Origin of the sequence: Microbacterium sp. NPDC057659, assembly GCF_042799915.1 — a bacterium.
Lineage (GTDB): Bacteria > Actinomycetota > Actinomycetes > Actinomycetales > Microbacteriaceae > Microbacterium.
In genome coordinates this window covers 744,894-768,600 of record NZ_JBHVHU010000002.1, presented here as the reverse complement: position 1 = coordinate 768,600, position 23,707 = coordinate 744,894, and the positions used below count along the sequence as shown (strand labels likewise).

At 69.3% G+C, this 23,707-nt stretch carries 19 protein-coding genes; 10 read left to right on the top strand and 9 right to left on the bottom strand.

Features of this window, described 5'->3' with window-relative positions:
* Positions 1-74 precede the first annotated feature (74 nt).
* On the top strand, positions 75-2,399 hold the full coding sequence (locus tag ACFVAE_RS12160; protein WP_378892273.1) for an arylsulfatase: 2,325 nt from the start codon (positions 75-77) through the stop codon (positions 2,397-2,399).
* Between the two features lie 140 nt (positions 2,400-2,539).
* On the opposite strand, the gene ACFVAE_RS12155 is transcribed toward ACFVAE_RS12160, so the two are convergent.
* Positions 2,540-3,721, bottom strand: coding sequence for a glycosyltransferase (locus ACFVAE_RS12155; protein ID WP_378892270.1), 1,182 nt, complete (start codon positions 3,719-3,721; stop codon positions 2,540-2,542).
* 114 nt (positions 3,722-3,835) lie between these two features.
* Here ACFVAE_RS12155 and ACFVAE_RS12150 point away from each other — a divergent pair, with 114 nt between their 5' ends.
* A complete protein-coding gene (locus ACFVAE_RS12150) occupies positions 3,836-4,420 on the top strand; it encodes a hypothetical protein (protein WP_378892267.1) in 585 nt (194 codons plus the stop codon).
* 100 nt (positions 4,421-4,520) lie between these two features.
* On the opposite strand, the gene ACFVAE_RS12145 is transcribed toward ACFVAE_RS12150, so the two are convergent.
* Positions 4,521-5,090, bottom strand: a complete 570-nt coding sequence (locus ACFVAE_RS12145; RefSeq protein ID WP_378892264.1) for a dihydrofolate reductase family protein — start codon at positions 5,088-5,090, stop codon at positions 4,521-4,523.
* A 72-nt stretch (positions 5,091-5,162) separates the two neighbouring features.
* Between ACFVAE_RS12145 and ACFVAE_RS12140 the strand changes: the two genes are divergently transcribed.
* Positions 5,163-5,729: a TetR/AcrR family transcriptional regulator gene (locus ACFVAE_RS12140; protein ID WP_378892262.1), complete on the top strand. Its 567-nt coding sequence runs from the start codon at positions 5,163-5,165 to the stop codon at positions 5,727-5,729.
* On the opposite strand, the gene ACFVAE_RS12135 is transcribed toward ACFVAE_RS12140, so the two are convergent.
* The gene (locus tag ACFVAE_RS12135; protein WP_378892259.1) at positions 5,726-6,781 is read right to left on the bottom strand and encodes an AI-2E family transporter; all 1,056 of its coding nucleotides are present in this window, start codon (positions 6,779-6,781) and stop codon (positions 5,726-5,728) included. The two genes, ACFVAE_RS12140 and ACFVAE_RS12135, sit on opposite strands and share 4 nt — an antisense overlap.
* Entirely contained in the window at positions 6,778-7,866 is a 1,089-nt protein-coding gene (locus ACFVAE_RS12130; protein ID WP_378892256.1) for a DUF998 domain-containing protein, read from the bottom strand. The genes ACFVAE_RS12135 and ACFVAE_RS12130 overlap by 4 nt, the downstream gene beginning before the upstream one ends.
* 97 nt (positions 7,867-7,963) lie before the next feature.
* Here ACFVAE_RS12130 and ACFVAE_RS12125 point away from each other — a divergent pair, with 97 nt between their 5' ends.
* Positions 7,964-9,310, top strand: coding sequence for a DUF2252 domain-containing protein (locus ACFVAE_RS12125; RefSeq protein WP_378892253.1), 1,347 nt, complete (start codon positions 7,964-7,966; stop codon positions 9,308-9,310).
* Here ACFVAE_RS12125 and ACFVAE_RS12120 read toward each other — a convergent pair.
* The 4 genes from ACFVAE_RS12120 to ACFVAE_RS12105 form a co-directional block, all read right to left on the bottom strand.
* Positions 9,300-10,931, bottom strand: coding sequence for a fucose isomerase (locus tag ACFVAE_RS12120; RefSeq protein ID WP_378892250.1), 1,632 nt, complete (start codon positions 10,929-10,931; stop codon positions 9,300-9,302). The two genes, ACFVAE_RS12125 and ACFVAE_RS12120, sit on opposite strands and share 11 nt — an antisense overlap.
* A gap of 23 nt (positions 10,932-10,954) precedes the next feature.
* Positions 10,955-13,495 carry a GH116 family glycosyl-hydrolase gene (locus tag ACFVAE_RS12115; protein ID WP_378892248.1) on the bottom strand — a complete coding sequence of 847 codons (2,541 nt, stop codon included), beginning with the start codon at positions 13,493-13,495 and terminating at the stop codon, positions 10,955-10,957.
* Positions 13,492-14,979, bottom strand: a complete 1,488-nt coding sequence (locus tag ACFVAE_RS12110; RefSeq protein WP_378892245.1) for an FGGY-family carbohydrate kinase — start codon at positions 14,977-14,979, stop codon at positions 13,492-13,494. The genes ACFVAE_RS12115 and ACFVAE_RS12110 overlap by 4 nt, the downstream gene beginning before the upstream one ends.
* Before the next feature lie 85 nt (positions 14,980-15,064).
* A complete protein-coding gene (locus ACFVAE_RS12105) occupies positions 15,065-16,036 on the bottom strand; it encodes a LacI family DNA-binding transcriptional regulator (RefSeq protein ID WP_378854954.1) in 972 nt (323 codons plus the stop codon).
* 118 nt (positions 16,037-16,154) lie between these two features.
* Between ACFVAE_RS12105 and ACFVAE_RS12100 the strand changes: the two genes are divergently transcribed.
* From ACFVAE_RS12100 to ACFVAE_RS12075, 6 genes are all read left to right on the top strand, one after another.
* Complete coding sequence (locus ACFVAE_RS12100) at positions 16,155-17,276, top strand: glycoside hydrolase family 172 protein (RefSeq protein ID WP_378892242.1); 1,122 nt, start codon at positions 16,155-16,157, stop codon at positions 17,274-17,276.
* Positions 17,273-18,016 (top strand): SDR family oxidoreductase, encoded by a 744-nt coding sequence (locus tag ACFVAE_RS12095; RefSeq protein WP_378892239.1) that lies wholly within the window; start codon positions 17,273-17,275, stop codon positions 18,014-18,016. Before ACFVAE_RS12100 ends, ACFVAE_RS12095 begins: the two co-directional genes overlap by 4 nt.
* 1 nt (position 18,017) lies before the next feature.
* Positions 18,018-19,130: a DUF4185 domain-containing protein gene (locus tag ACFVAE_RS12090; RefSeq protein WP_378892237.1), complete on the top strand. Its 1,113-nt coding sequence runs from the start codon at positions 18,018-18,020 to the stop codon at positions 19,128-19,130.
* A gap of 51 nt (positions 19,131-19,181) precedes the next feature.
* Positions 19,182-20,717, top strand: coding sequence for a DUF4185 domain-containing protein (locus tag ACFVAE_RS12085; RefSeq protein WP_378892234.1), 1,536 nt, complete (start codon positions 19,182-19,184; stop codon positions 20,715-20,717).
* A gap of 64 nt (positions 20,718-20,781) precedes the next feature.
* Positions 20,782-21,387, top strand: a complete 606-nt coding sequence (locus tag ACFVAE_RS12080) for a DUF2441 domain-containing protein (protein WP_378892232.1) — start codon at positions 20,782-20,784, stop codon at positions 21,385-21,387.
* Positions 21,380-21,925: a hypothetical protein gene (locus tag ACFVAE_RS12075; RefSeq protein WP_378892230.1), complete on the top strand. Its 546-nt coding sequence runs from the start codon at positions 21,380-21,382 to the stop codon at positions 21,923-21,925. Before ACFVAE_RS12080 ends, ACFVAE_RS12075 begins: the two co-directional genes overlap by 8 nt.
* A gap of 78 nt (positions 21,926-22,003) precedes the next feature.
* On the opposite strand, the gene ACFVAE_RS12070 is transcribed toward ACFVAE_RS12075, so the two are convergent.
* Positions 22,004-23,452 carry a DUF222 domain-containing protein gene (locus ACFVAE_RS12070; protein ID WP_378892228.1) on the bottom strand — a complete coding sequence of 483 codons (1,449 nt, stop codon included), beginning with the start codon at positions 23,450-23,452 and terminating at the stop codon, positions 22,004-22,006.
* Between the last annotated feature and the right edge of the window lie 255 nt (positions 23,453-23,707).

Below are 23,707 nucleotides of genomic sequence, written 5' to 3'. Positions count from 1 at the left end.
CGAGGCTTGGCGGCGGATAGCGTGAGACCATCGGATGCCCACCGGGGCTGCATCCGGCATGGGAAGGGAGCACCATGACCAAGGAATTCCAGGGGAAGATCGCGCTCGACGTGCGCGACTCGGTGGCCGACTGGGGGCCGTACGAGCCCACGCGGGCTGCGGAGAGCGCACCGAACATCCTCGTGATCCTCTACGACGACACCGGCATGGCCTCGTGGTCGCCCTACGGCGGCCGCATCAACATGCCCACGCTCGACCGCCTCGCTGCGAACGGCCTGACCTACACACAGTGGCACACCACCGCGCTGTGCTCACCGACCCGCTCCACGTTCCTCACCGGGCGCAACCACAACGTGGTCGGCATGGGCTCGATCATGGAGGCCACCAACGGCTTCCCCGGCTACTCGGGCCACATCCCCGAGGACTGCGCCACGGTCGGCCAGATCCTGCAGAAGAACGGCTACTCCACGTTCTGGGTCGGCAAGAACCACAACGTGCCCGAGGAGGACATCTCCACCGGCGGCAGCAAGGAGCAGTGGCCGCTCGCGCAGGGCTTCGACCGCTTCTACGGCTTCCTCGGCGGCGAGACGAACAACTGGTACCCCGACCTCGTCGAGGACAACCACTTCATCGAGCCCCCGTACTCGCCGGAGGAGGGCTACCACCTCTCCAAGGACCTCGCCGACCAGACCATCCGCCTGATCCGCGACCAGAACGCGTCGAACCCGTCGAAGCCCTGGTACACCTGGTTCTGCCCCGGCGCGAACCACGCCCCGCACCATGCGCCCAAGGACTACATCGACAAGTACAAGGGCAAGTTCGACGACGGCTACGACGCCTATCGCGAGTGGGTGCTCGGCCGCATGATCGAGCGGGGCATCCTGCCCGCAGACACGGCGCTGACGCCGATCAATCCGATGCCGGAGGACCAGGCCAACGAGGCCGACTACGTCAAGCCGTGGGACACGCTGTCCGACGACGAGAAGCGCCTCTTCGCCCGCATGGCCGAGGTTTTCGCCGGCTTCAGCGAGTACACCGACACGCAGATCGGCCGCATCATCGACTACCTGGAGGACTCCGGGCAGCTCGACAACACGCTCATCTTCTACTGCGCCGACAACGGCGCCTCCGGCGAGGGGTCACCCGACGGCTCGGTCAACGAGAACAAGTTCTTCAACGGGTTCCCCGACGACCTGAAGGAGAACCTCGACAAGATCGGCGTGCTGGGCGGCCCTGAGACGTACAACCACTACCCCACCGGGTGGGCGACGGCGTTCTCCACCCCGTTCCAGATGTTCAAGCGCTACTCGCAGTTCTCGGGCGGCACCTGCGACCCGATGATCATCCACTGGCCGGCCGGCATCAAGGCCAAGGGAGAGGTCCGGCACCAGTACCACCACTCCACCGACATCGTCGCGACGGTGCTGGATGTCGCCGGCATCGAGATGCCGTCGACGTTCCGCGGCATCGAGCAGCGTCCGCTGGACGGCGTCTCGATGAGGTACTCCTTCGACGCGGCGCCCGATGGTCAGACCGAGAAGAAGGTGCAGTACTACACGATGCTCGGCACCCGCGGCATCTGGAAGGACGGCTGGAAGGCCGCCGCCATCCACGCACCGCTCACCGGGCACGGAAAGTTCGACGAGGACCGCTGGGAGCTCTATCACGTGGAGAGCGACCGGTCGGAGTCGAAGGACCTCGCCGCCGAGCATCCCGAGAAGCTGCAGGAGCTCATCGACCTGTGGTTCTCCGAGGCCGAGCGCAACAACGCCCTGCCTCTGGACGACCGCTCCGCACGTGACCAACTCACGGTCGAGCGTCCGCAGGCCGAGCCGGCGCGCACCCGGTACATCTACTACCCCGACACCACGGCCGTGGCCGAGAGTGTCGCGGTGAACGTCCGAGGCCGGTCCTACAAGATCATCGCCGATGTCGTGCTGGAGGAGGGCGCCGAGGGCGTGCTGTTCGCTCACGGCTCCCGATTCGGCGGTCATTCGCTGTTCATCAAGGACAACAAGCTCAACTACGTGTACAACTTCCTCGGCATCCCGCCGGAGCAGACGTTCACGTCGGGCGAGCTGACGCCCGGCAAGCACGCGCTGGGCGTGGAGTTCATCCGCGAGAGTGCCGGCGAGCACGGCGAGTCGATCGGCACCGCGACGCTGTACGTCGACGACCAGGCCGTCGCCTCTGGCCCGATGCGCGCCCAGGTCGGCAAGTTCACGCTGGCCGGCGATGGCCTGTGCATCGGCTACGACAGCGGCGACGCGGTCAGCGGACAGTACAGCGACGGCTTCCCGTTCACGGGCGGCAAGCTGCTCGGCGTGGGTGTCGACGTCAGTGAGGAGCAGTACCTCGACCTCGAGCTCGAGGCACTCGCCGCACTCGCGCGCGAGTAACCGGCTGGAGACGCGATCGGGGCGGGAGGACTTCGGTCCTCCCGCCCCGTTCGCGTCGCGTGCCCGCCCCCATTCCCACGGCTCCTGAGCGAGGAGCGCCAGCGACAAGACGAAGGACGCCCTCCGGCGACCAGCGGGGCTCAGTCCGGAAGCGGCTCGTCGCGGTAGAGCGCCTCGAAGGTGTCGAGGGTGCGGTTGATGTCGTGCACGGCGACGCCGTCGAGCGACGCCCGCTGCATCCGCTCGTACTCCGCTGGAGAGGCGGTGAGCACGCGGGTGACCTTCTCGGCGAGATCGTCGACGTTCCCCGGCTCGAACAGGTAGCCGTTCTCACCGTCGTGCACCAGGTGCGGCAGCGCCACCGCATCCGCTCCGACCACCGGCAGCGCCGAGGCCATCGCCTCCATCGTGACGATGGACTGCAGCTCGGCGATCGACGCGATGACGAAGACGGATGCCCGGGAGTAGAGGTCGCGCAGCTCCTCGTCGCTCACGCGTCCGTGGAAGGTGACCCGGTCGGACAGCCCCAGCTTCTCGGCGAGGTGCTCGAGGTTCTTGCGCTGATCGCCGCCGCCGGCGATGTCGAAGTGCACGTCCAGCGCCGGGTCGAGCTTCGTCATGGCGTGCAGCACGACGTCGACCTGCTTCTCACCGGTGAGGCGGCCGACGAACAGCATCCGGTTCTTCTCGCGCGGAGCGATCACCGGCGTGTAGTTGCGCCGGTCGATGCCGCACGACACCGGCACGACGCCGGTGATGTCGATCGTCTTCTCGAGAAAGTCCGCCGCCTTGCGGGTGGGCGTCGTGACGGCACGCGCCATGTGCAGCGTGCGGTCGGCGTCGGCCCAGGCCAGCTTGAGGATCGGGGCGTTGACGAAGTCGGGCATCGTGGTGTGGTCGAGGATGTTCTCGGCCATGACGTGGTTGGTCGCGACGATCGGGATGCCGCGCTGCCGCGCGATGCGGGCGAGGCCACGGCCGATCACGATGTGCGACTGGATGTGCACTACGTCGGGCTGCACCTCGGTGAGCACCTTGCGGGCGTAGTGCTTCGAGCGCCACGGCCAGACGAACCGCAGCCAGTCGTGCGGCAGCCAGCGCACCGACGGCAGCCGGTGCATGGTCAGGGGCTGCCCCTCGATGACCTCGGTGTGGGTCTCGGAGCGGCGGTACTTCGTGTTCGGCGCGACGACGTGCACGTCGTGCCCTCGTTCGACGAGGCCTGCGGCGAGGCGCTCGGCGAAGCGGGCGGCCCCGTTGATGTCGGGGTAGAAAGTGTCGCAGCCGATGAGGATGGTCAGCGGGCGGGCTTCGGATGTCACGGAGTAGTCGCTCCCAGTGGCCGGAGAATGCCCGGTCGGGCGCAGGTAACTCTACCCGAGCGCACTGTGATGCCCTCGGAGCCCGCACCGAGCGGCATCCTCTACCCTCTTGTCATGCGCCTCGTCTCCTCCGCCGATCCCGACCTCTGGATCCCCGTCACCGGCTCGCTGGGCTGGAAGGGACGTCGGCATCGCAAGGCCGCCATCCGGATGCTGCTGGGGCAGGCCGGTTCGGCGATGGGCGGCGAGGCCAGGAAGGGCTCGGCTTTCGGCTCCTGGCTGGCGAGCCAGGCTGCGCCGTTCGCGATGCGCAAGGCCGACGGCCGCGTGCTGGCGTGGACGTGGAAGGCCGATCCGGATCTGGTGGTCGCAATCGCGACGACGCAGGAGCTGACGCCGCAGCTGCGCACGGCGCGGGCGATGATGCCGATGGAGTACGACGACACCGAGAGCTTCGCCACCCCTCTGGGTGTGGGCGAGAAGCTGATGATGGCGCTGCCGTCGACTCCGGGCACTCCCCCGTTCGCCACCTACACGTGGGACACCGGCACGCACCTGATCACGCTGAACGCGGTGTGCGGCGACCGCGAGCGGTTCGGCACGCTCGAGGGCGCTCTCGACGACCTCGCGCGCAGCCTGCGCATCGCGGATGACGTGACCGGCGGCGAGTCGCAGGTGCTGCGACTGCCGCCGGCCTGACGCGCCGGGCATCCCTCGCCGAGAAGGCGGCCATGCGCAGGGATGGGTTTCGGTGCTTCCCACTCCTGGGAAGCACCGAAACCCATCCTTGACGCTGACATCAGGCGGCGCGGGCGTACTCGGCGAGCACCACGCCCGAATTGAAGGCCGTCGTCGAGGTGCGGGTGAGTGCGGTGGGTGCGAAGCCGCGGTCTCCGAACAGCGGGATGCCTCTGCCGAGGACGACCGGGTTGACCTTGAGCACGAGGCGGTCGACCTCGTCGGCGAGAGCTGCGGCGAGCGCGCCGCCGCCGCACAGCCAGATGCCCTTGCCCTGCTCGGTCTTCAGCTCGCGGACCACCTCGACCGGGTCGCGGTCGGTGAACTCCACGCCCTCGACGGGTTCGGGTGTGCGGCTGGTGAAGACGACCTGGCGCAGGTGGTTGTAGGGGCTGGGCAGCATGGGCAGCCCGACCGCGTAGGTGTTCCAGCCCATGACGACGGTGTCGAACGGACCGCCCTCGGCAGGGACACCGGCCATCTCGGCAAGGGCCGTCGGCACGGTTCCACGGAACCGCTCGCCGACGACGGCCATGTGGTCGCCCGCTCCGTCGAAGAAGTCGAACTCCCCTTCGGGACCGGCGATGAATCCGTCGATGCTGACGGCGACGAAGTAGGTGAGTTCTCGCATACGTTCTCCATTCACAACAGGTGCAGTGGTTAGAGACTACGACAGATGCAGTGGTTACGCTAGGGTCAATTCATGGCGAAGAACGAGGCACGACGAAACGCACTCGCCGATGCCGGCATCGCGGTGCTGGCGGCTGAAGGGTCACGCGGGCTCACGCACCGGGCGATCGACGAACGGGCTGGCGTGCCCGTCGGCACGACGTCCAACTACTTCCGCAGCCGCGACGCCCTGATCGCCGGGCTCTTCGAGCGCATCGGCGCCCGCCTCGGTCCGACATCCGAGGACCTGGCCGCCCGGGCGTCCGAGAAGCCGAGCCGCGCCCTGTTCGCGGACTACATGCGCGACATCGTGCGCCGCCTGTCCACCGAGCGCGAAGTGACCCTCGCCCTGTTCGAGCTGCGGCTCGAATCGGCCCGTCGCCCGGAGCTCGCCGAGACGATGGCCGCCTGGCAGCGGGCCGCCTTCGAGGGAGACATCGCCTTCAACCAGGCCGCGGGCCTGCCCGGCGGTCGCCGGGAGATCGCACTGTTCCACTACGCCCTCGACGGGCTGCTGCTCGATCGCCTCACCTCGCCGATCGATCCGGACACGCCCACCGACGACGTGGTCGATGCCCTGGTCGAGGGTCTGCTTCCCTAGGTCCCCACACGTCCGACCGTGGTGTCGCCGGAGAGCCAGCGCAGCCAGCGCTGCTGCGGGTCGCCCTCGAGCACCAGCGCGCGCAGCAGCAGAGTCAGCGGGATGCAGAGGATCGCGCCGAGCGGGCCGATGATGAACGTCCAGAACGCCACCGACACGAAGCTCAGCGTGAGGCTGAGGCTGACCGCATCGCTGACGAACTTGGGCTGGATCAGCACCTGCAGCGTCACGTTCACCACGATGTAGATCGCGATGACGGCGAGCATGAGGGGCCAGCCGCCCACCACCAGTGCCAGGATCGCGGGCGGGATCAGGCCGATCACGAAGCCGATGTTCGGGATGAAGTTGGTCACGAACGCGAGGATGGCCCACACGATGGGTGCGGGAACGCCGACCGCCCAGAGAGCCAGCCCGTCGATGATCGCGACGACCAGGCCGAAGGACGCGTTGATGACGTAGTAGCGCCGCACGTTGCTGCTGTAGTCGGTGAAGCGCCGCATCGCGGGTCCCGCCTCGGGCCCGAACAGCGCCTCGGCCCGGCCGTACCGCGAGGCGTCGAAGGCCATGAACAGGATGTAGGCGAACACGAAGAACAGCGCGGTGAGCACGTTCACGGTGCTGCCGGCGAGCGAGGTGACGAAGCCGAGGATCGCCTCCGGCTTGATGAGCTCCGCGCCCGTGGACGGGTCGAGTCCGAGCGACGTGAGCTGCGCGGACAGCGAGGTCCAGGTGTCCATCAGCTCGCCGGAATAGTCGGCGACCATCCGCACGAACTGCGCGCCGGCGTACCCGAGCAGCAGCGCCATCACGATCAGCACCACCCAGCCGAGCGCGATCACCGCAGTCGTCGCCAGCCACCGCGGCCAGCCGGCGCGCTCGAGCGGATGACGCAGCGGGTGGCAGATGATCACGAGCACCGCGCCGAGTGCGAGTGGCCCGATCAGCTCGCGCGCGGCGTGCATGCCGGCCAGCGCGATCACGCCGGCGGCGAGACCGATCAGCACCCGCAGGGTGGGCGAGAGGCCGGCGGATGCCGGCTGCGGGGTGCTCATGCGCCGGCCGCCGCTGCAGCCCGATCGAGCGCGGCGGCCTGCGCCGCGTCATCGGCCCCGGCATCCGACTCGACCGCCGCGGCGGCGCGGATGAACAGGACGATCCAGGAGAACACCAGGATGCCGGCGACCAGCTCGACCGCCGTGAGCGTGTAGTACCCGGTGGCGAAGAAGATTCCCACGAGCACCACGACCGCGACGAAGAGGTAGCCGAGAAGAAGGAAGCCGCGCGGCATCCGGGGCACCCACCAGCGCAGGCCGATGACGATCGCCGTGAACGCCACGGCCATGCCGGTGGCGACGCTGTTGTGCACCAGGAAGAACTCGTCGACGGGGAACACCCCGACGCAGCCGAGGAAGACACCGACGATCACGAGCAGGGTCCGCACCCAGACGATGCCGGGGGCGTTGCGTATCGACGGGGTCTTGGTGGCGTAGCGCACCAGGATCGTGACCATAAAACCGGCGACGATCAGGGTGAGGTTGAACGCCATCGCCGAGAGGTCGTCGGTCATGCCGAGGGCGCTGAGGTTCTCCTCCCACCACTTCGGGTCGCTCGAGGTGAGCATGCTCGCCATCACGCCGAAGATGAGGAACACCGCCAGAACGGTGGCCAGCAGCGAGAGATCCATGTGGGTCGCCGAGAAGAACACGACGTAGGCGGTCACCGCGGCCGCCGCCCCCGAGAGGATCAGCAGCGGGAAGGCGAAGACCGTCGCGCCGATGAACCCGCGCTCCAGGATGTCGGCGAGCAGCGTCCAGCCCAGCAGCGCGATCACCGCGTGCGCGAACGCCAGCGCCGCGACATCCGTGACCTCGAGGAACGTGACCTTCTCACCGCGCTCGCGGATGACGTAGCGCCCCGCGATGAAGGCGAGCACCGCGACGACCGCCGAGGCGATCGCCGCGTACTGACCGATCGACCCCGGACCCGAGATCGGGGCGTCCTGGAACCCGAAAACCGGGAGCGCGACGAGCGCGGTGAGGACGAACGCGACCGCTCCGACACCGAGAGACAGCGACTCCAGAGCGGTGGCGCTGCGGCCGGGACGTTCGACGTGCAGCGCTGCGGGGGATGATGTCATGCGCTGAGGATATCGTCACGATGACGCGGAACGACGGGCGCCTCGCCCGCGGCGGGCGTGCTGGTGCACCGGCCGCGCAGAGCGGCAAGATGAGCACATGACAGACACCTGGGCGGCCCCGCCGTCGCGTGCCGAACTGCTCGAGCGTGGCCGGCGGGTGCGCCGCGAGCGGCCCCGGTCGGGGCTGGCCGGCCGGGCGACCGGCGAACGCGATCCGCTCGGCATCCTCGCGACGCAGAACGCGACGCGCGTGCCCGACCTCGTGCCGCTGCGCCGCGAGCGCATGGCGGCCAGCCCCTTCGCGTTCTTCCGCGGCACGGCCGCTCTGATGGCCGCCGATCTCGCGGATGCTCCGCACAGCGGCATCCTGGTCGCCTCCTGTGGGGACGCGCACGTGTCGAACTTCGGCTTCTACGCCTCGCCTGAGCGCTCGCTGGTGTTCGACCTGAACGACTTCGACGAGGCGGCGGCGGCTCCGTGGGAGTGGGACGTGAAGCGCCTGGTGACCAGCGTCGTGATCGGCGGGCGCGCGGCCGGGCGTTCGGAGGCCGCAACCGAGGAGGCGGCACGGGCGGCGATCACCTCCTATGTGCGCGGCCTGCGCCGCGGTACGAAGCTCAGCCCGACCGAGAGGTACTTCTCACACTTCACCGTGGCCGCATCGATGGCCGTGCTCGACGACGCGTCGCGCCAGGCCATCCGCCGGGCGGTGAAGCAGGCCGAGCGGCGCACGGGCGAGCGCGCCGTGCGCCGCCTCACCTCGCCGGATGCCGATGGGCGCCTGCGCTTCGCGCACGAGCCGCCGGCGATGGGACCGGTGGGCGAGGAGACCCGCGATCTCGTGGACGGTCTTGTGACCGAGTTCCGGCGCACCACCAGCCCGGACGTCGCGCAGCTGTTCGAGCACTACCGGGTGGCGGACATCGCCCGGCGCGTTGTGGGCGTGGGCAGTGTCGGCACCCGCTGCTACCTGGTGCTGCTGCAGGACGGCGACGGCAATTCGCTGCTCATGCAGCCCAAGGAGGCGGGCCGGAGCGTACTCGAGGAGTACGGTCGTATCTCGCAGCCTGAGGGATTGCGGGAGCGGGTCGCGTCGTTCGGCGAGGGCGCCCGAGTGGTCACGATGCAGAAGGTCCTGCAGGGTCTGTCGGATCCGTTCCTCGGGCACCTGCGCAGCCGTGGGTCCGACTACTACGTGCGGCAGTTCCACGACATGAAGGGCGGCGTCGAGGTCGAGCAGCTCGACGATGCGCCCTATGCGACGTACGCGCAGGCGTGCGCGGCCACGCTCGCCCGCGCGCACAGTCAGTCGGTGGCATCCACAATGGCGGTGGGATACATCGGCGACGGCGAACGGATCACCGAGGCGCTGCTGGCCTGGTCGTACGCCTACGCCGATGCGTCCCTCGCCGACTACGAGGCGTTCCGCGCGTTCACACCGTGACGTCGCCGACCAGGTGCACCCGCATGCCCATGCCGGCGAACATCGCCGCCTTCGCGATGAGCGCCTTGTCGGCGGTCTCGGCGTCGGGTGCATAGACGACCTGGGCGTGGTTGGCCTTGTGGCGCGCCATGAACTGGTCGCGGCTCTGGCCGTGCAGCACCACGTTCGCGATCGGCCACTCCGGGTTGGTGGCGTCCTTGCGGCGCTGCGTCTCCTCGGCGGGCAGCTCTACGACCGTGCCGCGGAACACGTCGGCGTTGAGCACGCCGTCGGCGATGTAGACGCGCGAGATCACGACCTCGCCGGGCTTGGAGACGCCGTTGATCGTGGCACCCCCGGCCGGGAAGAACACGTGCCCCTGCCGCCAGCCCTCGGCGTTCTGCCATCCGCCCAGGTGCGAGGCCGGCACTGAGCCGGAGATCTCGTAGACCCACACGAATTCGCCGTCGTACTCCTCGCCCCAGCGCACGTCGTGCAGGGTGTTGTCGGGCACCAGGCCCATCGCCCGCCACACTCGGTCGGTGACGAGCGCGTCGACCGCGACGCCCTCGTCGGCCTCGTTGAAGTGCGGGAACGCGCGCCCCTCGTGCAGGATGCGGGAGCCGTCGCGGCTGGTCACCGGAGGACGCTCGGTGGAGTTCAGGATGCCCTCGGCGAGGTCGGACGCCGGGACGAGATCCTTCAGGCCCTGCTGATACTGGATGCCGACGGCGTCGAGCCCGAAGTCGTCGGCGATGCGGAGGGCGGCGATGTACATCTTCATCTGCCACTGCACCTGCTCGCGGGTGAGCTCGGTGGCGGCGTCCTCGCCGTAGGTGAAGGTCATGCCGTGCTCGATGAGCCAGTCGTAGGCGGCATCCGCCTCGTCCTCGGTGACGCGCAGCATCTCGGCGTACAGGGCCGACTGCGACAGGCGCTCCTTGTAGATGCCGGTGCCGTTGAGCAGCTCGTCATCGAAGATCGCGTTGTACATGCCCATGCAGCCCTCGTCGAAGACGCCGATGATCGCCTTCTCGTCGCGCAGCTGCGCGGCGAGCGCCTCGCCGAGCTCCTTCTCGGGGCTGTCCGGCAGGGCGGGCAGGTCGCGCACGTGCGAGGCGTCGTGGGTGATGCGGCCGGTCTCGGTCCACTCCCGGATGCCGGCGAGGAACCAGTCGTCGGTGAAGTCGACCGACCAGATCGTGGCGTAGTCCTTGCCCATCTTGGTGAGGCCGGCGTTCAGTCCGAGCAGACCGACCAGGCCGGGCCAGTCCGGCGCGAAGTTCGCGGTGGTGAGGATCGGCCCCTGGTGCGTGCGGAGTCCGGCGAGCACGTGGTGCGAGTAGTGCCAGTTGGCGATCGCGACGATCAGCGGAGCATCCACGGGGATGTTCTTGAACACCTCCATGCCCATGCGCTGGCTGGAGATGTAGCCGTGCCCGGTCTCGGGATCGATGCCGAACGGCCGGATGACGCTCCAGCCGAGGCTCTCGAAGGCCTTCGTGACCGCCGCCTCGGTGGCCGCCTGCACCGGCCAGCCGGCGACGTTCGCCGACTCGCGCAGGTCGCCCGAGGTGATGATGTACGCCGTCTTCGGCGCGGATGCCGGGCGGGATGCCGGGGCGGGGAGGGTGTAGCTCATGAGGGTTCTCCGTTGGTGAGTGGTCAGTGGCGTGCGCGGGCGGTGTGGCTCTCGCCCGCTTCGAGTCGGATGCCGGCACCGGCGCTGCGCCCGTGCAACCGCAGGTCATCGATCGCAAGTGCGCCGCCGAGCAGGTGCAGGGTGATCGAGTCGCCGTCGATCTCGACCCGCCCCCAGCCGGCGCCGGTGGTGAACAGGAAGGACTGCGCCCCGCCGTCGGCGGGATCGAACGAGAGGGTGCGGGTCGGGGCATCCCACTGTGCGCCGCTCGCGGCGATCAGCAGCGCCCACGAGGCCAGCGAGCGGGCGTAGTGGTTTCCGCACTCGATCTCGTTCCAGGGGTTGCGGTGCACGCCGTCGTATCGCGCGCGCAGCGCGCGCTCGATGCGCAGCGCGTCATCGACGCGCCCCGCGAAGAGCAGGGATGCCGCGACCTGATGCTCGATGCCGGTCCAGACCTCGTCGGAGTACACGAACGGGATGGCCGGGCGGCCGCCGTTCGGCCAGGACGCCAGCAGCAGACCGCCCTCGTCGTTCAGCGCATAGACGCGCTGGGTGCTTTCGTGCGCGGTGAGGTCGGCGCGGTGGTTGTGCCGCACGATCGCGGCGAGCGCGGACTCGATGTGTTCCGTGTCGAGCAGGGGCCCGAGCCCGTTCAGGTACGCATGGAACTGGCCGAGCAGCTGGTCCGACAGCACGCCGTCGCCGTACTGGTAGCGGTGCGCATCGAGGTCGTCGATCACCTGCCGGTAGTACTCGCCGTTCCAGAGCGTGCTGTCGATCGCGGCGGCGACGTGGTCGGCCCTCGCGCTCCATTCGGCGGCGCGCTCCTTCTCTCCGAGGTGTGCGGCCATGCGCACGCCGGCGCGGAGCGCCGCCAGGTGCATCCCGTTCGCCAGCGGGTCGATCCCGTGGAACTCGATGTCGTAGGTGTTGTGCAGTTCACCGTCGAGCAGGCCGTCGCCGTCGCGATCCCACTCCCGGGCGGCGTACTCGAGCGACCGCACCGCCGCGGGCCACAGTTCGCGCAGGAAGTCGTCATCGCCCGAGAACCGCCATTCGCGGTGCAGGCGCAGGAACGTGCCGAGCTGACCGTCGACCGCGGGGCCCATGAACCAGGGCGGCGAACCGAAGATGCGGTTGCCGCGGAACTTCTGGGCGCCCTCGGCGTCGGTCTCGAGCAGGAACTCGGCGCGCCGGGCGCTGCGCTCCAGCGACGGGAACAGCCAGGCCGCGGTCTGCGCGTACGACCACACGTGCGTGCAGGTGCCCTCGCAGGATCCGCCGTGGTCGAAGGACCCCTCCCAGGCGGCGAATACCGGCCCCTCCCCCAGTTCGGGGGTGGGCGACTCCACCACGAAGCAGGTCGTGGAGCGCAGGGCGGCGATGTTGGCTCCGGCTGCGTCGGCGAGCACCGGATCGAGGGTGCCTCCGTACAGCGCCTCGACGAACGCGTCGGTGGCGGCCTCGAGGGCGGGAAGTTCGGCGTGCAGGTGCGCGGCGGCCGACCAGGCATCCGGCCAGAGGGTCGCGTAGTGGTTGAGCACCACGTCGTCGACGTGCGGGTCGTCCATGACGATGTGCCCCCGCCAACCGCGCATGCGGTTCGGGAAGCTCCAGGACAGCACGAACTCGAAGTCGCGGGACTCGCCCGGGGCGAGCGTGTGCACGATGCCGAGGGAGCCGGTGCGCAGCCGCGGCAGCTTGGCGAGCATCTCCTCCTCGGTCAAGGGCGGAGCATCCGGGTCCGCGTCCATCTCTGCGAACAGGCCCCTTGGCTTGTCCTCGAGCGTGAGCCGCGGCTCGGGTTCGAGCAGGCCGTCGTCGGTGAAGTCGCTCCAGAACATCCGTGCGCCGTCGGGCCAGTAGCTGGTCACCCACTGCGGCTTGATCGTCACCGAATCATCCGTGGTCGTGAGGCTCAGCGTGCCGTAGCCGGGGTCGTCGGCGGGCAGGTCGATGCCGAAGTCCAGCCCGTGCATGCCGTCCTCGTCGCGCCGACGCACGGTCTGCATCCCGCGGATGCCCCAGGGCGCGTCCGGGCCCGGGGTCCCGCGGCCGGCCGTGTGCGTGACGCTGCCCGCGACCGTGACGGCGACCGGAACGGTGCCGGGGTTGGTGACGCGGTAGCGGAGCACGGCGGCGGGGATGCCGGACTCGTCGGCGTCAAGGGGCACCAGCGGGGTGAAGGCGTGCAGCGAGACCTCGACCGGGAGGACGTCGTCGGTGAAGTCGATGTCGACCACCGGGTACTCGCCGTGCATGGTGGCGCCGGCGAGCCGCGGGAGTCCGGCGAGGTCGTCGAAGGAGTAGCCGGCGTCGTAGTCCCGTCGACCGGTGTCACGCGCCTCGAGCACGCGCGTGACCGGATCGGCACCCTCCGGAGCGGCGTGGATCGCGAAGAGCGACCGGGGGTTGCTGCGGCCTTTGTCGGGCAGGTTCTCGAACTCCCAGTCGCGCAGCTCCCCGCGGGCGCCGAGCGAGACGTTGCCGGTCCCGATGCCGCCCAGCAGGAATGCCGCTCGCTCGGCCGTGTGCGGGATGGGACGGGCGCGGCGGGTCACGACGGCCTCCGCTGCTCGGCGGCGAGCTCGTGCGCGACGTCCTTCGTGCCGGCGTAGAGGCGCAGGTAGCGGTCGAAGAGCGCGTCATAGGTCTCGCGAAGCGCCGGGTCGGGCTCGATGCGGTCGGTCACCGGGTTCCAACCCGTGATCAGCGGGGCATCGCCGTCGGCAGTGGCCACGGCGGCGAGGAAGGCGGCGCCGTAGCTCGCGCCGATCGTGGTCCTCGGCACCTCCTGCACCAGGCCCGTGACATCGGAGACGACCTGCAGCCAGAGGCGGCCCTGAGTGCCACCGCCCACGGCGACGATGCGGCGGATCTCGGCGCCGGCCGCGCGCATGGTCTCGACGTTGTGCCGCACGCCGAGCGCGGTGGCCTCCAGCGCCGCACGGTACAGATCGCCGCGGCTGTGCTCCAGGGTGAGCCCGGCGATCACGCCACGGGCATCCGGGTCCTGGATCGGGGTGCGCTCCCCCGCGAAGTACGGCAGCATCAGCAGGCCGCGCGCACCGGGGCCGGATGCCTCGGCTTCGGCGAGCAGCTGCGCGTAGTCGGCTCCGCTGAGGTCTTTCAGCCAGGCGGTGAGGGCGCCCGAGGTGGACAGTCCGCCGGCGAGGTTGCGGGTGCCGACGAAGGCGCCCGCCGTGGTCCACATCGACGGGGTGCGCAGCGTCTGCTCGCCCGTCGCGATGAGGAACATCGTCGTGCCGTACATGAGCATGAGGTCACCGACCTCGTGCGCGCCGACGCTGACCGCCTCGGTCCAGGCGTCGATGGTTCCGGCGATCACCGGGGTTCCGGCCGGGATGCCGGTGAGGACGGATGCCTCGTCGGAGACCCCGCCCGCGATGTCGCCGGCCCACAGCAGCGGCGGCTGCTCGATGCCCTCGGCATAGCGCTGCCACCACGGCTCGTGCCAGCGCTCGCCCTCGATGTCGTAGAGGGGCGAGGTCTGGCTGGCCGACTGGTGGTCGAGCACGTACGCGCCGGTGAGCCTTCTGGCCAGCCAGGACGCGGGCATGAAGAGCCGCTTCGCGCGGGCGAACGCCTCGGGCTCCTCGTCGGCGATCCACGCGATCTTCGCTCCGGCGGCCTGCGAGGTGAGGATCGAACCGCCGACACGGGCGATCTCGTCCTCGCCGATTTCCTCGGTCATCCGCGTGATCTGCGCTGCCGCGCGGGTGTCGACGCCGTACAGGATGGCCGGCCGCACGGGCTCGTCGTTCTCGTCGGCGAGCAGCACGCACGGCCCCATGCCGCTGACCCCGACGCCCGCGATCTCGGCATCCGGGTGCGCGGAGAGCAGCTCACGCGCGATCGCGATGAACTCGTCCCACCAGATGCGCCCGTCCATCTCGACCCATCCGGACCGCGGACGATCGACATCGTGCGCCCGCGTCGCGGTCGCGAGGATGACGCCGTCGGCGTCCGTCAGCACCCCCTTGGTGCTCGATGTGCCGACGTCCACACCCAGGGTGCAGCGCATGTGTCCTCCTCGACGAGATCTCACGCTCACAGTACGCGAAATCGATTTCATGATGCAACCGAAGAACCGACCCGGGCGACGCGTCTCAGCGCGTCGCGGCCTGCAGGTCGTTGCGGAGCACCACCGTGCGGGCCGGCTGCTCGTCGCCGCGGATGCGCTCGAGCAGCATCCGCGCGGCCGTCACGCCCATGTGCCTTGCGGGCAGCCGCACGACGGTGACGGCGCTCGGCGAGAGCGTGGTGAACGGCAGCGAGCCGACCACGGCGACGCCGATGCGCGGCGGCGTGAGGTCGTGCTCTGTGAGCACCTGGATGGCGCCGACGCCGATGAGGTTGTTGCCGGCCACCACGGCATCGGGCGGCTCGGGCAGCGCGAGCAGCTCCTCCATCACGGCGCGGCCGCCGTCGACCCGGAACGACGAGAAGCGCAGCAGATCCTCCGGGACGGCGACGCCGGCGTTCCGATGCGCGAGTCGCCACCCCTCCGCGCGATCCGCGGAGGTCTCGATGTTCTCCGGTCCGCCGATGTACGCGACCCGGCGGTGCGTCTCGAGCAGGTGCGCGGTGGCCTGGCGTCCGGCGTCACGGTTCGCCATGACCACGCCGTCGATGTCGTAGCCGGTGCTGCGATCGACAGCGACCACCGGGCGCCCCGTGGCGAGGATCGCGTCGAGGCTGGTGTGGTCGGAGGCCGCGGCCAGGATCACGCCCGACATGTTCTCCGCCATCGCGATGCGGAGATAGGTCGACTCCTTCTCGATCTGCGCATCCGAGTTGCACAGCACGACCGAGTAGCCGGCCTCGCTCGCGACGTCCTCGACGCCGCGTGCCATCTCGGTGAAGTAGGGGTTCTCGATGTCGGGGATGACGAGCGCGATGACCTCGGAGCTCTGCCTGCGCAGCGTGCGGGCGGCCCGGTTCGGGGTGAAGTTCAGCTGCTTGGCGGCGCTGCGCACCGCGGTGACCTTCGCATCGGACACCCCCGCGCCGTTGAACACGCGCGACACCGTCGCCGGGGACACCCCGGCGAGCTGCGCGACGTCGTAGATCGTGGACACGGCTCCCCCATGACTTGTATCGTCAGGAAACTTTATCGTGTTGAAATCGATTGCAACAGGGCGGCCGAATCGGTACTGTGGCGAGCATCCCAACCCGTCGACACGAGGATGTGCACGCATGCCCGACCTGAACTCGATCTCCACGCTCCGCCAGGTGCAGACCCGTTCGATCTCTCCGGAGAACTTCGACGGCGCCGTCGGAGGCGGCGGGCGGGCCACCGAGGGAACCGGCGCAGACTGCGCGCGCGACCTCGGGCCGGGATGGAAGATCTCCCCCAGCGTCGACATCAAGGCCGGCGAGACCTTCGAGCTGGCATCCATCGCCGGCGCCGGCAAGATCACGCACATCTGGATCACCACGCACACCGACAACTGGCGGACCCTCATCCTGCGTGCGTTCTGGGACGGCGCTGACGAGCCGGCCGTCGAAGTGCCCTACGGCGACTTCTTCTGCAACGGCTGGGGCGTGTTCGCGCAGGTGAACTCGCAGGCGATCGCGGCCAACCCGCACGGCGGCTTCAACTCGTACTGGCCGATGCCGTTCCGCGACGGCGCGCGACTGACCGTCGAGAACACCTCGGTCGTCGACGTGCGCGTCTACTACCAGGTCACCTACGAGACCGGCGGCGACTACTCGAACGATGGCTACTTCCACGCGCAGTGGCGCCGCTCGAACCCGCTGGAGGAGCTGACCCCGCACGTCATCCTCGAGGGCATCGAGGGCCAGGGGCAGTACGTCGGCACCTACATCGCCTGGGGCGTGAACTCCAACGGCTGGTGGGGCGAGGGCGAGATCAAGTTCTACCTCGACGACGATGACGAGTACCCGACGATCTGCGGCACCGGCACCGAGGACTACTTCGGCGGCGCGTGGAACTTCGACATCCCGGGGCAGGGGTACACGGCGTTCTCGACTCCCTACCTCGGGATGCCGCAGGTGATCCGCCCCGACGGGCTGTACGTCAGCCAGCAGCGCTTCGGCATGTACCGCTGGCATCTACAGGACCCGATCCACTTCGCCACGGGCATCCCGAAGGTGGACATCCAGGCGCTCGGCTGGCGCAGCGGCTGGCGATACCTGCCGCTGCGCGACGACATCGCCTCGACCGCGATGTTCTACCTGGACCGCCCGACGGCGCGACGCCCGAAAATCCCCAGCGCCGACGACATGGAGGTGCACCTAGGAACCGCTCCGGTTCCCGACATCGGTGCGACGCCGCCGCGGGAGCCGCAGTCATGACGCACGCGACCCATCCCTCGCTCGCCGGCCGGCTCGTCGTCGTCACCGGCGGCGGGCGCGGCATCGGGCTCGAGACCGTACGCCGGTTCCTCGCGCAGGGATGCCGCGTGGTGGTGCTCGACCTCGCGATGACCGCGGACGTGGATGCCGAATTCGTGGAGGTCGACGTGACGGATGCCGCGGCCGTGGCATCCGTCGCATCCGACATCGCCGCCCGTCTCGGCGCCCCTGATGTGGTGTTGAACGCGGCCGGGATCGTGCGTTCCTCCGCCGCCGAGGACATGTCGGCGGACGACTGGCGGCGAGTGGTCGACATCGACCTGAACGGCACCTTCTACGTCTGCCAGGCGTTCGGGCGGCTGATGCTCGAGGCCGGCCGCGGCTCGATCGTGAACATCGCATCGATGAGCGGCTCGATCAGCAACTTCCCGCAGAAGCAGTCCAGCTACAACGCGGCGAAGGCCGGGGTCGTGCACCTCACCAGGACACTGGCCGGCGAGTGGGCCGACCGTGGCGTGCGGGTGAACTCCGTGTCGCCCGGATACATCGCGACCGACCTCACCGCACAAGTGCTGGCCGACGATCCCGCGCTGGGCGAGACCTGGCGCGAGCGCACCCCGATGGGCCGGCTCGGTACGCCGGACGAGGTCGCGTCGGTGATCCTCTTCCTGGCCTCCGACGAGTCGAGCTTCATGACCGGGTCGGACCTCATCGCCGACGGCGGATACACGGTCTGGTGACATGAGCGCGAGACGAGCGGTCTCCGCGGCCACGGCCGCCGGACTGCTCGTGCTCGCGCTCGCCGGGTGCGCCGCGTCGTCGACGCCGATCGCCTCCGCTTCGGTGGCGGATGCCCCGACCGCGATCGGCGTCTCGGACGGCGACCTGTGGCCGAACTGCTGGTCGGGCGACGGCGCGCTGTACGCCGCGAACGGCGACGGCGCGGGGTTCGGCAGCGTCACGAGCGACATCGTGATGAACCGGATCGACGGGTCACCGGCATCCGACCTGACCGGCGTGGGGCTCGCGACCGGCGACGAGCTCGGGCAGGTGTGGACCACCGAAGAGGGGTACACCCGCAAGCCGACCGGCATGCTGTGCGTCGGCGGCTCGCTGTACCTGGCGGTGCAGGATCTCGCGCCCGACTTCAACGCGGCCCCGAACGCGACGATCGCCCGCAGCGACGATCACGGGAAGACCTGGTCGTGGGACACCGATGCGCCGATGTTCGCCGACGGGACGTTCACCACGATCTGGTTCGCCGACTACGGAGAAGAGGCTGAACGGCGACCCGATGACGAGTACGTGTACGCCTACGGCCTGGACGGCAATTGGCGCGACTCGTTCACCGACATCGTGCCCGACCCGACCGAGCTGTTCCTCGCGCGGGTTCCGGTGAAGTCCGTGCAGGATGCCGCGACCTGGCAGTTCTACGCCGGCCCTTCGTCAACCTCAGGGATCGAGGAGCAGCCGACCTGGACCGATGACATCGCGAAGAAGCGACCGGTGCTCGTCGACGACCGCCGTGTGCACGACCTCAGCGTGCTGTCGCAGGGCGGGGTGACGTACCTGCCGAAGCACGACCGCTACGTCTACACGTCCTGGACCGAGTACTCCTTCGAGTTCTACGAGGCTCCGCAGCCGTGGGGCCCGTGGAAGACGTTCCTCTCCGAGGACTTCGGCGAATACCCCTGGCAGGAGGAACGGATAGGCGGCTACAGCACCACCGTCCCCTCGAAGTTCGTCGCGGAGGACGAGAAGACCGTGTGGGTGCAGTCGAACGTCTGCCCGTGTGCTCCGGCGGGCGTGAGCTCGTACTGGTTCGGGCTGAGGGAGATGACGCTCAGCGACTGATGTCGCCGAGACCCTGCGTCGCCGATCGGCGACTCGAGAAAGGAAAAGGCAATGACGCCCCTGAACAAGGTTCTGGCGGGTGCCGCAGCGGCATCCCTGGCCGTCGTCGCGCTGACGACGACCGCCGCTCCCCCGCCCGCCGAAGCGACCACGGCGCGCACGCCGGCCACTGTGGTCGAGAAGCTCACCGGCCCGGATGCGCCGAACAACACCTGGGGACGGTGGGACATCAAGTCCACCGACCTCGGCATCATGTGGGACGACGGCAGCGGTCACGTGCTGACCGCATTCGGCGACACGTTCGGCAACTCCTGGACGGGCCCCGGCGGCGGCGCCCCGCCGAACGGCAACTGGCGCAGCAACGTGCTGGTGCGGTCGTCCGACGCCGATCTCGCGGACGGGATGCTGTTCGACTGGGCCGCGCAGGGACCGGACGGTTATGCGCGGCAGATCATCCCGTCGAAGAAGATCAACGGCGACGAGATCACCACCATCCCCACCACCGGGATCTCGGTCGGCAAGCGGCAGTACCTCGGGTTCATGTCGGTGCGGCAGTGGGGTCCGCCCGGGGTCTGGGACACCAACCACGCCGGCATCGCCTACTCCGACGACGGCGGCAGCACGTGGAAGGTCTCGGACACCCAGTGGGATAACCCGTCCGGGAACGACCCGTTCCAGATGCAGGCCTGGGTGCAGAAGGGCGGGACGATCTACGTGTTCGGCACGCAGAACGGTCGTAACGGCCCGGCATCCGTGGCCAAGGTCCCGGCGAAGAAGCTGCTCGACAAGACGGCGTACCGGTACTGGGCCGGCTCATCGTGGAGCAAGGACGAAGCGGATGCCGAGCCGGTGATGGACGCCCCGATGAGCGAGATGTCGGTGCAGTGGGACGAGTACAGCGGGCGTTTCCTGATGATGTCGCTCGTCGGCGAGGACATCGTCATGCGCACCGCCCTCGCGCCTGAAGGACCGTGGACTCCGACCCAGACGGTGGCGAGCTCGACCGACTATCCCGCGCTGTACGGCGGCTACTTCCACCCGTGGAACAAGGACGGCGAGATCTACTTCACGATGTCGCAGTGGAACCCGTACAACGCGTACCTGATGCACCTGCGCATCGACCGCCAGGGCAACATCATCGATCCGAACCTCGTCACCGATGCGAGCTTCGAGCGCTCTGCTGCGCTCGGCGACGGGACCGGCGGCACCTGGGGCGCGAAGCCCAACTCCGGCGTCGACACGTCTCCGGCGGCCGGCTTCACCGGTGACAGGCGAGCGTTCGTGAGGTACAACAGCGGATGGCGGGACATCTGGCAGGACGTCGCCGTCGAGCGGCACACGAAGTACCGGGTGACCGGCTTCCTGCGCACCTCGGTGAACAGCGACAACGGGTTCTTCGGCGCCCGCACCTTGGCGGGTGTGCCGATCGGCGAGGTGAACTTCCACTCGGTGGGCGCGTGGACGCGCTTCACAGTGGAGTTCGACAGCGGCGACAACGATGCCGTGCAGGTGTTCGGCGGCGTGTGGACGAACAGCGGCGACATCTGGATGCAGCTGGACGACGTGTCGCTGACGAAGGTGCGCTGAGGATGCAGCCGTCGGGGGAGGTCTCGCATGAGGACGGGGCCTCCCCCACGGAGAGAGGAGTCGGATGACGTCCATGATCGCCTTCCATGTCGTGACCGAGCGACCGATGAGTGTCGGTCAGCGGATCGCCTTCGACGAGACGAACCGCAGCGGGGTCTGGCGGCGTGTTCAGGAGCAGGCGGATGAGGTCGCGCGCATCTACGCCGATGCGGAGCAGGCGCCGCCCGCGCTCGACCACCTTCTGGCAGTCGCATTCCGCGAGCTGGCCATGGAGGAGGTACGGCTCGTCCGGTTCCCGCAGCACCCGTCGAGGCTGAGCAGTCTGTACGTCTCCGAGACGCTCGCGGACGCCGAGTCCTGGTGTGCCCTGTTCATCTCGTGGGGTCGCCCGACGTATCAGATCGTCCGGCTGGAGATCACCGGCCGGCGGTTCAGCGGGGACGCGCGCAACTGCTTTACGGGCACGGCCGATCGGACGGAGAACCTGCGGCTCGCCGAGCAGTATTGGGCCGGTCATGACAGCGAACAGGCCGGTGAGCCGATCGTCGAGACGCTGGTCGACGGCGAGATCGACGTCGTGGAGATCGTTCGCACTGTCAACGCGAACCTCCCAGATCCTGTGCCGGCGGCCGAGGAACCGGGCATCGGGAGGAGCGACTGCGATGACTGATTCGGCACCGGCGACGGCTGTGATCCTGAACGGCTCGTCGGGGGTCGGAAAATCGCGAACGCTGCAGGAGCTCGGCGCATTGCTTGCCGAGAGGGGCCAGTCCCATGCATTGGTCGACCTCGATTTCCTCACGCTGTCGTGGCCGCGACCGCAGGACGACCGGTGGGGCAGCCGGATCGCCTACGAGAACCTGGCCTCGGTCACGGAGAACTACCGGAGGAGCGGGATCGCCCGCTTCGCGGTCGCGCACGTGTTCACCGACAGGGCGAACCTCGCCGACTGCCGGGCGGCGCTCGGCGCGGCATCCGCGTCACAGGCTCCGCTCATCCGGCTGCGCGCTTCGCGAGCCGTCGTCGAGCAGAGGCTCCGGACGCGGCACGCCACGGAGGCACCGTGGGAACTCGAAGGATTCCTCGCCGGGCACGAAGATCTCTCGCGCGCGCTCGACGAAGCAGCGCTCGACGACCACGTGATCGACGTGGACGCCCTGACACCACGCGAGGTCGCCGAGCGCGTCGCCGACGCCGCGGGTTGGTGATCGCGGCGGCCGGCGGCCGTGGCGGTCTCCGCGACGCTCGCTGACGCCGGAACTGGCGACGACCCTGTCAGCCTGCGTCTACGGAACTCGTTCCCTGGCGAGCGCCGCGGCGAGCCCGTCGTCGGACCCCGCTCGTGCACGGGGGCGTCGCCATCGGCCGCTCGGGTCCCACCACCCTGGGCCGCGGATCTCCGGCACACCGGCGCGCATCCGGATCCGCCACCCGCTGACATCGAGGGTGCGATGGTGGTGCCAGCACAGGGCGACGCCGTTGTCGGTGTGCGTCGGGCCGCCGTCGGCATGCTCGCGCACGTGGTGCACCTCGCACCAGGTGGCGGGGACGTGGCAGCCGGGAATGAGGCACTCGCGGTCGCGCAGCACGATCGCGCGGCGCTGCAAGGCGTTGAAGATGCGCGCCGAGGTGCCGATGCCGACGATCGCGCCCCGTCCGTCGAACAGCACGCGCTGGATGCCGCCGGCGCAGCCGGTGTGTCTCGCCACGGCGATCGGAACGTCCCAGCCGGTGCCCTCGATGGTCGCCCGCCCCGCGCCCGCGGCGTAGTCGGAGGCCGACACCGAGACCACCAGGGTCGGTGCCGCGCCACCCAGAGTGGGGAGCCGGCCAGATGCGGCCGCGACGTTCAGCGCGGTGGCCAGAGCGTCGTGCCTCTTCTGAGCAGGCGTGCGCTCATCGACCGGTTCGTCGGCGTCGGGCTCGCCGGCGGGGCGGAACGAGACTCCAGTGGTCGCGGCCGCGTCGGCCTTCGGATTCAGGATGCTGTCCCAGATGCGCTGCAGCTGACCGGCGACCTCGGGCAGCAATGAGCCGCGCACCGGCACGCACCCGTCACGGAGTCGGCCCAGAGTGATGCCGCGGCGCCTGTCTGCCTGCGTGCCGTCTGAGTCTTCACCGTCGGGGTCCAGATGCGCGACGATGCGATGCGCGAAGGCAGCGAGTTCGTCGGTCGTGGGTGGCGGACCTCCCGCCTCACCCGTCTCGAGATCGTGCCCGCGAGCGGCGTCTGCGAGCACGGCATCGGCCCGGGCGATCTCGTCGCGGCTCAGCCGTGGATGCGCGGCATCGATCGGTGCCGTGCAGGCGACGAAACCGCTCAGCGACAGCTCGCCGTCGAGCAGTGCTGCGTGCAGCTGCTCGTACTTCGCCGGCAGTTGGGCGCCCGTGGTCAGCTCCACCTCGCGATGCACCCCGCCGGCCGCCGACACATGCTTGCGCGCGGCCTGCCCGTCCACACGCAGCGTGCGACGCAGCAGCTCTTCCGCATCACGGCATCCGGCACGGGTCGACACCCGCGCATCCCGCTCGCGCAGGTCGCGGTCGAGCACCTGCGCCGTCGCCTCGACGATCACCGCGTCGAGCCGGCGCTGCACGCGCCCGGCGAGCACCAGGGTGTCGATCAGCTCGGACGCCGACGCCACGTCGAACTGGCGCTCGACCTCGGCCGACGAACACACCTCTTCGAGCAGCGTGTGCAGCTGCTCGAGAGAGGCGTTCACCGTCGAGGTCATGCTTCCATTCAACAGAGGGCCACCGACATTGGAATCCCCGGTCAGACGCTCAATATGAACTGTGGACAAGTCCGGAGAACAACCCGCTGTGGAGAAAGAGTCGGACCAAGGATCTCCGGTCGGATGCCCGCGGCAGAACACATCGCCGACCCCGAACCGGGCCGCCAGCGCGCTCCGCAAGGCCACGTCTCTCCTACGAAGTCAACGTTGTGTTCCGCGGCCCGACCCCTCAAGGTGGACTCCGGACGAGGGAGC

Bases quoted from the DNA above. Each gene is read 5' to 3' on its own strand.
- ACFVAE_RS12130 (WP_378892256.1), bottom strand. From the start codon at position 7,866: ATGACATCATCCCCCGCAGCGCTGCACGTCGAACGTCCCGGCCGCAGC.
- ACFVAE_RS12085 (WP_378892234.1), top strand. From the start codon at position 19,182: ATGACGCCCCTGAACAAGGTTCTGGCGGGTGCCGCAGCGGCATCCCTG.
- ACFVAE_RS12125 (WP_378892253.1), top strand. From the start codon at position 7,964: ATGACAGACACCTGGGCGGCCCCGCCGTCGCGTGCCGAACTGCTCGAG.
- ACFVAE_RS12160 (WP_378892273.1), top strand. From the start codon at position 75: ATGACCAAGGAATTCCAGGGGAAGATCGCGCTCGACGTGCGCGACTCG.
- ACFVAE_RS12140 (WP_378892262.1), top strand. From the start codon at position 5,163: ATGGCGAAGAACGAGGCACGACGAAACGCACTCGCCGATGCCGGCATC.
- ACFVAE_RS12100 (WP_378892242.1), top strand. From the start codon at position 16,155: ATGCCCGACCTGAACTCGATCTCCACGCTCCGCCAGGTGCAGACCCGT.
- ACFVAE_RS12110 (WP_378892245.1), bottom strand. From the start codon at position 14,979: ATGCGCTGCACCCTGGGTGTGGACGTCGGCACATCGAGCACCAAGGGG.
- ACFVAE_RS12090 (WP_378892237.1), top strand. From the start codon at position 18,018: ATGAGCGCGAGACGAGCGGTCTCCGCGGCCACGGCCGCCGGACTGCTC.
- ACFVAE_RS12145 (WP_378892264.1), bottom strand. From the start codon at position 5,090: ATGCGAGAACTCACCTACTTCGTCGCCGTCAGCATCGACGGATTCATC.
- ACFVAE_RS12095 (WP_378892239.1), top strand. From the start codon at position 17,273: ATGACGCACGCGACCCATCCCTCGCTCGCCGGCCGGCTCGTCGTCGTC.
- ACFVAE_RS12075 (WP_378892230.1), top strand. From the start codon at position 21,380: ATGACTGATTCGGCACCGGCGACGGCTGTGATCCTGAACGGCTCGTCG.
- ACFVAE_RS12120 (WP_378892250.1), bottom strand. From the start codon at position 10,931: ATGAGCTACACCCTCCCCGCCCCGGCATCCCGCCCGGCATCCGCGCCG.
- ACFVAE_RS12150 (WP_378892267.1), top strand. From the start codon at position 3,836: ATGCGCCTCGTCTCCTCCGCCGATCCCGACCTCTGGATCCCCGTCACC.
- ACFVAE_RS12070 (WP_378892228.1), bottom strand. From the start codon at position 23,452: ATGACCTCGACGGTGAACGCCTCTCTCGAGCAGCTGCACACGCTGCTC.
- ACFVAE_RS12080 (WP_378892232.1), top strand. From the start codon at position 20,782: ATGACGTCCATGATCGCCTTCCATGTCGTGACCGAGCGACCGATGAGT.
- ACFVAE_RS12135 (WP_378892259.1), bottom strand. From the start codon at position 6,781: ATGAGCACCCCGCAGCCGGCATCCGCCGGCCTCTCGCCCACCCTGCGG.